The sequence below is a fragment of the Microbacterium sp. H1-D42 genome, assembly GCF_022637555.1.
In the GTDB taxonomy this organism is placed as follows: Bacteria; Actinomycetota; Actinomycetes; order Actinomycetales; family Microbacteriaceae; genus Microbacterium.
On sequence record NZ_CP093342.1, the window covers coordinates 900,198 to 912,656 of the forward strand.

Consider the following 12,459-nt stretch of genomic DNA (forward strand, 5'->3'; position numbering starts at 1 on the left):
GCGCCTCGGAATCGCCGAGGATGCGGGAGAGGGATGCCCTGGCATCCACTCGATGAAAGGAAGAGGAATGGCACCGAAGAAGAAGGTGACCGGCCTGATCAAGCTTCAGATCAGCGCTGGTGCAGCCAACCCGGCGCCGCCGATCGGCCCCGCGCTCGGTCAGCATGGCGTCAACATCATGGAGTTCTGCAAGGCGTACAACGCCGCGACCGAGTCGCAGCGCGGCAACGTCATCCCCGTGGAGATCACCGTCTACGAGGACCGCAGCTTCACGTTCATCCTGAAGACCCCGCCGGCAGCTGAGCTGATCAAGAAGGCCGCCGGTGTGCCCAAGGGCTCCGCCACGCCGCACACCGTCAAGGTCGCGAAGATCACCAAGGACCAGGTCCGTCAGATCGCCGAGACCAAGCAGGCCGACCTGAACGCGAACGACATCGAGGCCGCGTCGAAGATCATCGCCGGCACCGCCCGTTCCATGGGCATCACGGTCGAGGGCTGAGGAGAATAATCATGGCTAAGTCCAAGGCTTACAACGCTGCCCTCGCCAAGATCGAGGCAGACCGTTTCTACACTCCGACCGAGGCTGTCGCCCTGGCCAAGGAGACCGGCTCGTCGAAGTTCGACTCGACCGTCGAGGTCGCGCTGAAGCTCGCTGTCGACCCGCGCAAGGCAGACCAGATGGTGCGCGGCACCGTCATGCTCCCGCACGGCACCGGCAAGACCGCCCGCGTCATCGTGTTCGCGAACGGCCCGGCCGCTGAGGCCGCGATCGCCGCAGGCGCCGACGAGGTCGGTGGCTCCGAGCTGATCGAGAAGGTCGCCGCAGGCTGGACCGACTTCGACGCCGCTGTGTCGACCCCTGAGCTCATGGGCCAGGTCGGTCGCCTCGGCAAGGTGCTGGGTCCGCGTGGCCTGATGCCGAACCCGAAGACCGGCACCGTGACCCCCAACCCGGCCAAGGCCGTCGAGGAGATCAAGGGCGGAAAGATCGAGTTCCGCGTCGACAAGCACGCCAACGTGCACTTCATCGTCGGCAAGGCCTCGTTCACCGCTGACCAGCTGAACGAGAACATCGGCGCAGCGCTCGAAGAGATCGTGCGTCTGAAGCCGGCCAGCTCGAAGGGCCGTTACATCCAGAAGGGCGCCGTGTCGACCACGTTCGGCCCCGGCATCCCGCTGGACGTCAACGCCATCTGAGTGTGACTCGAGAAGACCCCCGTCGCGAAGCGGCGGGGGTCTTCTGCATATCCGGAGCGAGTGTCGGATGCCTGTGATCAGCCGCCCAGCACCGGCAGCACCAGGTTCACGCCGAGGGTGATCATCACCACGGCGATCAGCGCATCGAGCACCCGCCAGGCCCGCGGAGTGCTCAGCCAGCGGCCGAGGTGCCTGGCGCCGAAGCCGAGACCGAAGAACCACAGGAAGCTCGCCAGCATCGCGCCGGCCGCGAAGAGCCAGCGTGCGTCGCCGTGGGTGGATGCCACCGAGCCGAGCATCAGCACGGTGTCGAGGTAGACGTGCGGGTTGAGCCAGGTCAGGGCCAGCACCGTCGCGATCGTCGGTGCAAGGCGAGTGGCCGTGCGCGCGGCGAGAGCGGACGGGCGCGGTGAGCAGGCAGCATCCGGATGCCCGTCATCAGCCATCCGCGGTGCAGGAGCGCTCACGACGAGCCCCTGATCCTCACCGCGCCACGCGCGTCGTGCCGCCATCAGGCCGTACACGACGAGGAAGATCGCACCCGCCCAGCGCGCGATGACGACGAGCCACGGTGCCTGTTCGACCAGCAGGCCGAGACCGGCTACGCCGGCGGCGATCAGCACAGCATCCGACAGCGCGCAGATCAGCACCACCGGCAGCACATGTTCGCGCCGAAGGCCCTGGCGCAGGACGAACACGTTCTGAGCGCCGATCGCGATGATCAGCGACAAGCCGAGGCCGAGGCCGGCGAAGAAGGTGAGCATGGCTCAACGCTATGCGCGCGGCGTCATGAGCACCAGCGAAGAGACCTGCATCAGCATTAGCATCGCTAATGTGAAGATCGACGCACAACTGGCATCCACCGTCGCCGCCGTGATCGACGAGGGCAGCTTCGACGCCGCCGCGCGGCGTCTGCACATCACTCCCTCCGCGGTGAGCCAGCGCATCAAGGCGATCGAGCAGCAGCTCGGGCGCGTGGTCGTCGTGCGCTCACGACCGGTGATGGCGACCGAAGCGGGTGAGGCGCTGGTTCGGCTGGCGAGGCAGGTGGCGCTGCTCGAGCATGACACCGCCGCGGCGTTCGGCCTCGGGCAGGACGGCGAGACGGCCCCGCGCATCCGCGTGCCGCTGGCCGTCAACGCCGACTCGATGGCGACGTGGTTCCTCGAACCGATCGCCCGCGTCGCCCGCGAGCACGACATCGACGTCGACCTGCATCGTGACGATCAGAATTACACGGCCCGCCTGCTGGAATCAGGGCAGGTGATGGCGGCGGTGACAAGTGAGGCCGAGCCGGTCGGCGGCAGCGCGGTCACCCCGCTCGGCATATTCGAGTACCGGCCCATGGCGACGGCCGAGTACGTGCAGCGCTGGTTTCCCGACGGCGTCACGGTCGACGCTCTGCAGCTGGCGCCGTTCGTCGACTTCGACCGCCGCGACACCCTGCAGCACGACTGGCTGCGGGATCGGGGCGTCGACCCCTGGGCGGTGCCACGACACTACGTGCCGGCGTCCTACGACTTCGCGCAGGCCGTGCGGCTCGGGCTCGGCTGGGCGCTGATCCCGATCGTGCAGGGACTCGAGGGCCTCATCGACCTCGGCGGCCCGTCGACGAGGGTGCCGCTGTACTGGCAGCAGTGGAACCTGCGCTCGCCTCTGCTGGACGCGATCGCCGCTGAGGTGGCTGCGGAGGCGCGCGCGGTGCTCGCGCCCCAGTGAGTCCGACCGGCTGGGAACGCGGGATGCGCGACGGGGTGCGTCAGCGGCGCGCGGCGTCGCGGATGCGCACCCAGAGCGGGTCGGCCTCGGAGAGGCCGGCGACCAGGTGCATGACGCCGCCCAACTGGCCGACCGCCGTCGCGAGCAGCACGATGCCCATGCTGACAGCTGCCGGGATGAGGTTCAGGGCGCCTGGTGGCGTCGGAAAGCCGAGGGTGGACAGGCCGAAGATGCCGCACAGGCCGAGAATCGCCGACGTCGCGATCCGTGCGAACACTGGCGGCTCGAAGTTCACGGTGCGTGCGCCTACCCATCCGGAGAAGGTTCGCGCCGACGCGCCGGTTCGATACGGCTCGACGGTCCAGCTGGCGAGTGCCTTCAGCACCGCACGTCCGGACCGTTGCAGGCGCACCAGAATCCAGATTCCCCAGATTCCGAGTGCACCGCCGAGGACGGCGATCGCGATGTCAGAGGGCAGCAGGCGCACGCCGGAGAACGGGATGCCGATGGCTGTCAGCGCGCCGAACGCGGCCAACACCACGCCGCCGGCGCCGACCAGCAGTCGTGACCAGCGCCGGTAGTCGTCGCCGAGCTGTCGCACGGGATCGCCGGTCGGGCTCTGCGATCCCTCGGGACGCGGTGTTCCCGGCGTGCGCGGTGTTCCATCGGGGAGCGGTGTCGCGAGGAATGCCAGCGATCCCGGCTGGATGAAGTGAAACGCCATCTTGCTCCGGGGCGCTGGTCAGTCCGAGAGGGCGAGCGCGCGGAACATGTCACGCTCGCGCAGCGAATCGCGTCGGCTCGGCGGCAGCGCTGCGCGCTTCGGCGGGGCTTGTCCGGTGGTGCGTCGGTACAGCTCGTCGATCAAGCGCGTGGCGAGGCCGACGAGCTGATCGATCTCCTTGTCGTCGCGTTCGATCCAGACCGAGCGGGGCTCGTCGTGGATCGGCTGGAAGTCGTCGTGCTCCTCCCAGACGAAAAGCGTGCGCTCGGCGCCGAGCACGTGCTGCTGCCACCACACCTGGCGAAGGTAGGTGCGCGGGATCGTCCGCCAGGACTTGTTCGTGGTCTTGATCTCGGCCAGCAGCACCACGCCGCTTGGGTCTGTGCCGATGCCGTCCGGGGTGGCGAGGTGGCGCTGTTCGACCTCGGCGCGGAACAGGGCGGACGAGGGGAGGATGCCATGGGTCGCGGCGACCCATGCGGCGATCTCGGGCTCGCGGCGTCGCCCGTGATCCGTGTACGCATTGCCGCCGAAGCGGGGGCCTGCTCCGAGCTTCGCGTCCGCTGCTCGCCCGATCGAGGACTCCCCGGAGAGACCGGCGACGTCGGTCGCGGTGATCCCTCTTGCCCGCGCGCGGAGCCAGGCGACCCTGTCGCGGGAGTCCGCGACGATACGGGCTTCAAGTTCCGGGGTCACTCCACGAGGCTACCCCTGTCCCTGGCGCAGCGCCGACCTCCCACGCCGCCAGCCCCACCTGCCGGTGCGCTCCGACTTCGCTTGCGGGCACCTTGCGCGTTCCCGCCCCTGCTGGTCAGCCTCGCCCCTGCTCAATTGCGTGAATCAGCAGGGGCGGGGCAGCTCAGCAGGGGCAACGACGAAGTTGCGGCGGGGCCATAGGACGTGCTGTGACTTCTCCTGCACAATCGGGCCAGACTTCAGGGATCGCCACTTGGCTGTGGAGAACCGCGAACCGGCGCCGTCGATGCCACAGGCTCAGGTCATGCCGAAGTCCATAGACATCGCCGGAGCGCGTGCCTTGATCCTGACGCGAGCGCAGTTGCACGCGCGTGGTCACTCCGACCGTGAAATCGAGCGTCTGGTCTCTGACGGCGCATTCCGTCGTGTGCGAAACGACCGGTACGTCGCAGTCGCCGACTGGAAAGGACTGTGGAACGAGGGGCGTCATCTCGTCGAGGTCGTCGCGACGCATCTCAACTCCGCCGCGCCGGGCCCGGTCTTCTGGGGCCCGTCCGCAGCCGTGATTCATTCGCTGCCGTTGTACCGGCTCGCCCCGAAATACGTGCATGCCGCGATCCTGGGCGCACGCCACGGCAGGACGGTTGCAGGTGTCACTTGGCATCGCGTCCCCATCGACCCGGCAGACATTGTGGAGATCGACGGCATCCGGTGCACCTCCATCGACCGCACCGTTCTCGACCTCGCATGCACCTCCGTAGCGAGCGTGTCGGTGCCGGTGGCGGATGCTGCACAACGTCGCGAGACGGTGACGGGGCAGGCGCAGGACTTCGAGCGCGCGGCTGAGTGGGAAGCGCGGATGCTGGCGCGCGCTGCAAGCGCGCCACGACCTGGCGTCCGCCACGCACGCAGGGTCATCCGGTTCGCAGACGGGCGCGCGCAGTTGCCGGGGGAGAGCGTGAGCAGGCTGCATCTGAGGAACCTTGGATTCGCTCCGCCCGATCTGCAGGTGCACGTCCGCGGAGCGGCAGGTGACGACTATTGGCTGGATTTCGGTTTTCGTCGCTCCAGGTGCTTCGGCGAGTTCGATGGTCAGGGTAAGTACCTGGATCAGGGCATCCGCAAACACGGCAGCGCGGAGGACGCCGTCCTCGCCGAGAAGCGGCGCGAAGATGATGTCCGCGGCGTCACCGGATGGCGCATGGTGCGATGGGGATCCCCCGATATCGAGTCCGCAGCGATCTTCGGAGTCAAACTTGAGGCGTTCGGCATCCGCCCTCCGGGATGAGCGCACTGGCCACCATGCTCGCCGCCCCTGCTCAGCTGCGGCGCCCCCGCTCATTTACGCAACTGAGTAGGGGCAGCGACGACCAGCAGGGGCAACGACGACCAGAAGCGGCGATGGGCTTCGGGTCGTGCACGCAACGGGATATCCCGATTTGGGGCAGAACCCGAGATGCCGTAGCATTGAACTCAACCGAAGACCGCCGGTCGTCGTCGTGTGCGAAAGCACGTGAGGATCGAAGCACTGCATTGCAGGGGCCCGCGCAGGTGTGCGAATTCTTTCTGAAGCTCCGTGCGCTTGCGCCGGAGCTTTTCCTATGTCGTGGGGCAGTCGAGGTCGACGTCCCGCATCCGCGTGACGTCCGTACACGTAAGGAGTGACCATGGCGCAGAAGGATGCAACGGTTGCCGAGCTCACGAAGTCTTTCGAGAGCTCGAACGCCGTCCTGCTGACCGAGTACCGCGGTCTGACGGTTGCCCAGCTCAAGGAGCTGCGCAACAACATCCGTCAGGACGCGGAATACGCCGTGGTGAAGAACACGCTGACCAAGATCGCCGCGAACAACGCGGGGATCACGACGCTGGACGACGGCCTCAAGGGCCCGTCGGCTGTCGCGTTCGTGCACGGTGACTTCGTCGCCACCGCTAAGGCCATGCGTGACTTCGCCAAGGCCAACCCGCTTCTCGTGATCAAGGGCGGCGTCTTCGAGGGCAAGACCCTCGACGCCGACGAGGTCAACAAGTACGCCTCGCTGGAGAGCCGTGAGGTTCTGCTGGCAAAGGCAGCGGGCATGATGAAGGCGACGATGGGCAAGGCTGCTGCCACCATCGACGCGCTTCGCGAAAAGCTGGAGACCGCAGAGGCCGCGTAAGCGACCAGCGTTTTCCTCACCCAAACCCCATTTATTAGGAGATACATCATGGCGAAGCTCACCACTGAGGAGCTGCTGGAGCAGTTTGCTGGCCTTACCCTTGTCGAGCTCAGCGAGTTCGTGAAGGCGTTCGAGGAGAAGTTCGACGTCACCGCTGCCGCCCCCGTCGCCGTTGCCGGCGCTGCTGGTGGCGCAGGCGCTGCTGAGGCCGAAGAGGAGAAGGACTCGTTCGACGTCATCCTCGAGGCTGCTGGCGACAAGAAGATCCAGGTCATCAAGACCGTCCGCGAGCTCACCTCGCTGGGTCTCGGCGAGGCTAAGGCTGTCGTCGACGGTGCCCCGAAGGCTGTCCTCGAGGGCGCCAACAAGGAAGCCGCCGAGAAGGCGAAGGAGGCCCTCGAGGCCGCCGGCGCCACGGTCACCCTCAAGTAATCGTCTCGCACGATCACTTTCGAAAGGCCTCGGGGATCTCCCCGGGGCCTTTCCCTTTGCCCTAATGCGGAACCGTGGTCGATGAGCGCACGATCAGCTCGGAGGGCAGCACGCGCTGCACGGTTTCAGCGTGCGGGGCATCCATCCGTCCGCGCAGCAGCCGCACGGCAGCACGGCCCTGTTCCCGCGGCAGCTGGCGCACCGTGGTCAGGGAGAACATGTCGGCGTGAGCATGGTCGTCGATGCCGACGACGCTGAGCTCGGTCGGCAGCGAGAGTCCCATGCGGCGCGCAGCGATGATCCCGCCGATCGCGGCCTCGTCGCACACCGCCACGACCGCGGTCGGCCGGTAGCGACGATCCGCGAGCATCCGCACGCCGGCCTCGTAGCCGCCTGGCATCGTCGGCTCGCCGTCGGCATGTCGGATGCTGGATTCCAGGCCGGCCGCGACCATCGCGGTTCGGTAGCCCTCGAGGCGCAGCTCATCTCCGAAGGCGTGCGTGGCAGCATCCGATCGTCCGCCGAGGAAGGCGATGTCGCGGTGGCCGAGATCGATCAGATGCTCCGTCGCCATCCGTCCCGCGGCCTCGTCGTCGATGGAGACGGCGCTGGTGCCCTCGCTGTACGCGCCGACGCTGACCAGCGGCGAGTCGACGAGCATGAGTCGCTCCAGCTCACGTGCGCTGGGTTGGATGCCGACGGCGATGATCCCGTCGAGGCGGCGCCGCGGAAGCACCTCCTGGAAAAGGTGCGCGCGCTCTGCCGACCCCTCCTGAATGCCGTAGAGCAGAAGATCATGGCCGGAGGTGAGCAGTTCGTCCTGGATGCCGCTGAGCAGCTCGGCGAAGAACCACCGGTCCAGGGCGGGCATGATCACGCCGACCGACAAGGAGCGTCCGGTGGCCAGGCTCATAGCCGAGGAATGCGCCACGTAGGCCAGTTCCTCGGCGGCGGCGCGCACCCGTTCGCGCGTCTCGGCAGCCACGTAGCCGCCACCGCTGAGGGCGCGACTGGCCGTCGCTTTGGACACTCCGGCGCGCGCGGCGACGTCGGCGATCGTGCTCATCGCTCCTCCGGGATGTTGTGCGGCTCGGGCTGATCGAAGAATGTTCTTCTTGCGGAACCGTTTCCACACGCTATGCTGTGGGAGCGCTCCCACGCAATGCATCACGTCTGGACAACGGTTGATCGATTGTCCAGGCGGGGCATTGTGCCGGGGCGCCCGGGGCAAGTAGGTTGTTCTGGAATCGGTTCCTCAATGTACGCGGAATTCGCCGCTTTGGGGACCAGTGATCCACCCGAAGAGGAGAAAACACATGGCTCTGTCACAGCGATACCGCCTGCTTGCTCCCCTCGCTCTGGTCGGCGCGGCGGCAATCGCCCTGTCCGGCTGTGCGGAGGCAGCACCCGAAGGCGGAGGGGGAACCGAAGGCCAGACCGTCCGCATCTCCGGAGGCATCACCGGCAGCGAGGCCACGGACCTGAACAAGTCGTTCGACCAGTTCACCAAGGACACCGGCATCAAGGTCGAGTACACCGGAGACAAGGGCTTCGAGGGCAACATCGTCACGAAGGTGACCGGTGGTGACGCTCCCGACATCGCGGTCGTCCCGCAGCCGGGTCTGCTGAAGACCCTCGTCGAGACGGGTGAGGTCCAGGCGGCACCCGAGGGCGTCGAGAAGGCCGTCGATGAGAACTGGTCCGCGGACTGGAAGAACTACGGCACCTTCGACGACACCTTCTACGCCGCACCGATGCTGGCGAACCTGAAGGGCTACATCTGGTACCGGCCGGCCGACTTCAAGGAGTGGGGCGTCGAGGTTCCCAAGACGTGGGACGACATGATCGCCCTCACCGACACGATCCGCGAGAAGACCGGCGAGACCCCGTGGTGCGCCGGATTCGCGTCCGGTGACGCATCCGGATGGCCGGGCACGGACTGGATCGAGGACCTCGTTCTTCGTCAGTCGGGCCCAGAGGTCTACGACAAGTGGGTGTCCGGTGACGTGAAGTTCACCGACCCCGAGATCAAGGGCGCGTTCGACTCGGTCGGCTCGATCCTGCTGAACCCGGAGTACGTCAACGCCGGCTTCGGCGACGTGAAGAGCATCAACTCGACCGCGTTCGGCGACGTCGCCGCGAAGGTCGCCGATGGCACCTGCGCGCTGACGCACCAGGCATCGTTCCTGTCGGCGAACTTCCTCGATGTCAAGGATGAGAACGGCAAGACGCCCGAGGTCGCACCTGACGGCGATGTCTACGCGTTCATCATGCCCGGCATGGACGAGGGCGCGCTGCAGGTCGAGGGTGGCGGCGAGTTCGTCGCCGGCTTCAACGACAACGAGGCCACCGTCAAGGTGCTCGAGTTCATGGCATCCCCGGAGTTCGCGGATGCTCGTGTCGAGCTCGGCGGCGTGATCTCGGCCAACAAGAAGGCCGACCCGAGCCTCGCCTCGAGCGAGTTCCTTCAGGAGGCCATGGGAATCATGCAGGACGACGCGACGGTCTTCCGTTTCGACGCCTCTGACCTGATGCCTTCCACCGTCGGTTCGGGCTCGTTCTGGAAGGGAATGGTCGACTGGGTCGACGGCAAGTCCACCGATGAGGTGCTGTCGAACATCCAGGCAGGTTACGAGAACTAGCAGTCAGCGCTAGTCTGAGCGCTACCTGCTGACACATGCGGGGTCGGGCGAAAGCCCGACCCCGCATCCGCAACCCGACCCGGGCCGACTGCACTGTGGCAGCGAGCCTGGAGCTGTACTCAGAAGGGCGATCACATGTCGCAGACGACAGTTGACAATCCTGGGACCAGAGAGCAGACCGACCTGCCGGCCACAACGCACGGTGTCGATGAGAAGGGGCGCAGGACCACGCGCGTCATCGTCGTCATCGGCTTCGTGCTGGTGGCGGCGCTGTTCTTCCTGCTCATCTTCTCGGCACCGGTGGAGGACCCGGTGCGCACCACCATCGGCTTCTCGCTGAACAGCTTCTTCGTGTGGCTGGGCGGGCTGCATCCCCTGGTGCAGATCCCCATCGTGGTGGCCGTCTTCGCCGCGGTGGTCGCGGTTCTGCTCGTGCTCATCGAGTACGCGCCCCGTCCGGGGCGCGGCTACTTCATCATGCGCCTGGTGGCATGCCTGTTCATTCCGCTACTGGCCTTCATGCTGCTCAAGCCGTACCAGAACGTGCTCGTCTACGTCGTCGCCATCGCACTGCTCGTCGGCGGGCTGCTGTTCTTCGCCGACTACCGCTCGCGCCAGGGCGCCGGATACCTGTTCCAGCTGATGCTTTTCATGGCGCCCGCATCGATCATGCTGCTGATGGGGCTGATCTACCCCGCCATCGCCACCTTCGTGAAGTCGTTCTTCGACAAGACGGGCGAGGCGTTCGTCGGCCTGGAGAACTACGTCTGGGTCTTCACGAACCCGGTCGGCACGGCGTCGGTCGTCAACACGCTCATCTGGGCTCTTTTCGCACCCACCATCTCGGTCGGCATCGGCCTCGCGTACGCCGTGTTCATCGACCGCGCGCGGGGTGAGAAGGTGCTGAAGGTGCTCGTGTTCATGCCCGTCGCGATCTCGTTCGTCGGCGCCGGCATCATCTGGAAGTTCATGTACGACTACCGGCAGGGCGACCAGATCGGTCTGCTGAACGCGATCGTCACGTTCTTCGGAGGCGACCCGGTCAACTGGCTCGCCGTGCAGCCGCTGGTGAACACCTTCATGCTGCTGATCGTGTTCATCTGGACCCAGACCGGATTCGCGATGGTCATCCTGTCCGCTGCCATCAAGGGCGTCCCCATCGAGCAGATGGAGGCCGCCGAGCTCGACGGCACGAACGCGTGGCAGCGGTTCCGGAACGTCACGGTTCCCGGCATCCGATCCTCGCTCATCGTCGTCCTCACGACGATCACCATCGCTTCGCTCAAGGTCTACGACATCGTCGCGGTGATGACCGGCGGGCGCGATGAGACCACCGTGCTCGGCTTCGAGATGGTCAATCAGCAGCAGCGCTTCCAGAGCTACGGGCACTCGTCGGCGCTCGCCGTGGTGCTGTTCATCTTCGTGCTGCCGCTGATCATCTACAACGCGCAATCGCTGCGCAAGCAGAGGGAGATCCGCTGATGAGCGCCACCCAAGCCCTGGTCAACGACAACCGCACCAAGCGGCAGGTCGCGCGCGACACTCGACGCAATGAGGCGATCGCGCACAAGAAGCTCACCTCGAAGGGGGCGACGATCGCTGCGGTGATCATCGCGGTGTTCTGGACGATTCCGACCTTCGGTCTGTTCGTCACCTCGTTCCGCCCCGGCGCCGACACGCAGACCACAGGCTGGTGGACGGCGTTCGCGAACCCCGAGTTCACGCTCGAGAACTACGTCGAGGCGCTCACCTCGGGTGGCACCTCGACCACGCTGGCCGCCGCGTTCGTGAACTCGCTGGCGATCACGATCCCGGCGACGATCATCCCGATCACCCTGGCCTCGCTCGCCGCGTACGCGTTCGCGTGGATCGACTTCAAGGGGCGGAACATGCTGTTCGTGTTCGTCTTCGCCCTTCAGATCGTGCCGCTGCAGATGGCGCTCGTGCCGCTGCTGAGCCTGTTCTCGAACGGGCTGACGATCAACGACGTCGCGATCTTCCCCGGCTTCGGGCTGAACAACGTGGAGTACAGCTTCGCCAGGGTGTGGATCGCGCACGCGATCTTCGCGCTGCCGCTGGCGACGTTCATGCTGCACAACTTCATCTCGGAGCTGCCTGGCGACATCATCGAGGCGGCCCGCGTGGACGGCGCCGGGCACGGCCAGGTGTTCTTCCGCATCGTGCTGCCGCTGGCGATGCCCGCCATCGCCTCTTTCGGCATCTTCCAGTTCCTCTGGGTGTGGAACGACCTGCTGGTGGCGACCATCTTCGCCTCGCCAGGAGCGCTGCCGATCACGCAGGCGCTCAACTCGCTGTCCGGTACCTGGGGCAACAAGTGGTTCCTGCAGTCGGCGGGTACGTTCATCTCGATCATCGTGCCGCTGATCGTGTTCTTCGCACTGCAGCGGTTCTTCGTGCGCGGCCTGCTGGCCGGCGCGACGAAGGGCTGACGTCAGGACCGAAACGAGGAGGTGGATGCCGGATGCCATGCGCTCCGGCATCCGCCCCTCGCATCGGCTGAGCGAGATCAGCCCAGCAGGGTCAGCAGCACGTGTGCGGGGTCGACGGCTTCGAGTTCATGCAGGATGCCGGCCGGCACCTGTATCGCGCCACCCGCGGTGAGGTCGTATTCCGAATCGCCGACGCGGAACAGGACGCGTCCCGAGATCACCTGCACCAGGATCGGCACCGGTGCGCGGTGCTCCCGCATGACGGCGCCGGCATCCATCGTGAGGGTCCGGATCTTGAAGCCGTCGCCGTCGAGGATCTTGTGCGGACGCACGCGTCCCGCATCGATCGGATACGCGGTGGCGAACTCCGCGGCGGAGGCCGCGAGCAGCACTGACGGGTCGGCGTTCATGATCTGAGGATAGCCCGGGCCGCGCGGCGCCCT

Annotated in this window: 14 protein-coding genes; 9 read left to right on the forward strand and 5 right to left on the reverse strand. The window is 66.5% G+C overall.

The window, feature by feature from the left end; translation table 11 throughout:
• Positions 1-67: 67 nt before the first annotated feature.
• Together rplK and rplA are read left to right on the forward strand one after the other, a co-directional pair.
• Positions 68-499: a 50S ribosomal protein L11 gene (gene rplK / locus MNR00_RS04240; protein WP_241927931.1), complete on the forward strand. Its 432-nt coding sequence runs from the start codon at positions 68-70 to the stop codon at positions 497-499.
• Between the two features lie 11 nt (positions 500-510).
• Positions 511-1,197, forward strand: a complete 687-nt coding sequence (rplA, locus tag MNR00_RS04245) for a 50S ribosomal protein L1 (protein ID WP_241927932.1) — start codon at positions 511-513, stop codon at positions 1,195-1,197.
• A gap of 77 nt (positions 1,198-1,274) precedes the next feature.
• Here the strand turns inward: rplA and lysE are convergent, their stop codons facing one another.
• Positions 1,275-1,961 carry an L-lysine exporter gene (gene lysE / locus MNR00_RS04250; RefSeq protein ID WP_241927933.1) on the reverse strand — a complete coding sequence of 229 codons (687 nt, stop codon included), beginning with the start codon at positions 1,959-1,961 and terminating at the stop codon, positions 1,275-1,277.
• A gap of 70 nt (positions 1,962-2,031) precedes the next feature.
• Between lysE and MNR00_RS04255 the strand changes: the two genes are divergently transcribed.
• Complete coding sequence (locus MNR00_RS04255) at positions 2,032-2,916, forward strand: LysR family transcriptional regulator ArgP (protein ID WP_241928756.1); 885 nt, start codon at positions 2,032-2,034, stop codon at positions 2,914-2,916.
• A gap of 40 nt (positions 2,917-2,956) precedes the next feature.
• On the opposite strand, the gene MNR00_RS04260 is transcribed toward MNR00_RS04255, so the two are convergent.
• Both MNR00_RS04260 and MNR00_RS04265 read right to left on the reverse strand, forming a co-directional pair.
• The gene (locus tag MNR00_RS04260; protein ID WP_241927934.1) at positions 2,957-3,640 is read right to left on the reverse strand and encodes a hypothetical protein; all 684 of its coding nucleotides are present in this window, start codon (positions 3,638-3,640) and stop codon (positions 2,957-2,959) included.
• An 18-nt stretch (positions 3,641-3,658) separates the two neighbouring features.
• A complete protein-coding gene (locus MNR00_RS04265) occupies positions 3,659-4,336 on the reverse strand; it encodes a YqaJ viral recombinase family protein (protein WP_241927935.1) in 678 nt (225 codons plus the stop codon).
• A 259-nt stretch (positions 4,337-4,595) separates the two neighbouring features.
• Here MNR00_RS04265 and MNR00_RS04270 point away from each other — a divergent pair, with 259 nt between their 5' ends.
• The 3 genes from MNR00_RS04270 to rplL all read left to right on the forward strand — a co-directional run bounded on the left by MNR00_RS04270 (position 4,596) and on the right by rplL (position 6,924).
• Positions 4,596-5,624, forward strand: coding sequence for a hypothetical protein (locus tag MNR00_RS04270; protein ID WP_241927936.1), 1,029 nt, complete (start codon positions 4,596-4,598; stop codon positions 5,622-5,624).
• A 379-nt stretch (positions 5,625-6,003) separates the two neighbouring features.
• Positions 6,004-6,492 carry a 50S ribosomal protein L10 gene (rplJ, locus tag MNR00_RS04275; RefSeq protein WP_241927937.1) on the forward strand — a complete coding sequence of 163 codons (489 nt, stop codon included), beginning with the start codon at positions 6,004-6,006 and terminating at the stop codon, positions 6,490-6,492.
• A gap of 48 nt (positions 6,493-6,540) precedes the next feature.
• The gene (rplL, locus tag MNR00_RS04280; protein WP_241927938.1) at positions 6,541-6,924 is read left to right on the forward strand and encodes a 50S ribosomal protein L7/L12; all 384 of its coding nucleotides are present in this window, start codon (positions 6,541-6,543) and stop codon (positions 6,922-6,924) included.
• A 61-nt stretch (positions 6,925-6,985) separates the two neighbouring features.
• Here rplL and MNR00_RS04285 read toward each other — a convergent pair whose 3' ends face one another.
• Positions 6,986-7,990: a LacI family DNA-binding transcriptional regulator gene (locus tag MNR00_RS04285; RefSeq protein WP_241927939.1), complete on the reverse strand. Its 1,005-nt coding sequence runs from the start codon at positions 7,988-7,990 to the stop codon at positions 6,986-6,988.
• 250 nt (positions 7,991-8,240) lie between these two features.
• Here MNR00_RS04285 and MNR00_RS04290 point away from each other — a divergent pair, with 250 nt between their 5' ends.
• The 3 genes from MNR00_RS04290 (at position 8,241) to MNR00_RS04300 (ending at position 12,016) form a co-directional block, all read left to right on the forward strand.
• Positions 8,241-9,566 (forward strand): extracellular solute-binding protein, encoded by a 1,326-nt coding sequence (locus MNR00_RS04290; RefSeq protein ID WP_241927940.1) that lies wholly within the window; start codon positions 8,241-8,243, stop codon positions 9,564-9,566.
• A gap of 135 nt (positions 9,567-9,701) precedes the next feature.
• Complete coding sequence (locus MNR00_RS04295) at positions 9,702-11,048, forward strand: sugar ABC transporter permease (RefSeq protein WP_241927941.1); 1,347 nt, start codon at positions 9,702-9,704, stop codon at positions 11,046-11,048.
• Positions 11,048-12,016, forward strand: a complete 969-nt coding sequence (locus MNR00_RS04300) for a carbohydrate ABC transporter permease (protein WP_241927942.1) — start codon at positions 11,048-11,050, stop codon at positions 12,014-12,016. The genes MNR00_RS04295 and MNR00_RS04300 overlap by 1 nt, the downstream gene beginning before the upstream one ends.
• Positions 12,017-12,093: 77 nt before the next feature.
• Here the strand turns inward: MNR00_RS04300 and MNR00_RS04305 are convergent, their stop codons facing one another.
• Positions 12,094-12,426: a cupin domain-containing protein gene (locus tag MNR00_RS04305; protein ID WP_241927943.1), complete on the reverse strand. Its 333-nt coding sequence runs from the start codon at positions 12,424-12,426 to the stop codon at positions 12,094-12,096.
• Positions 12,427-12,459: the final 33 nt, after the last annotated feature.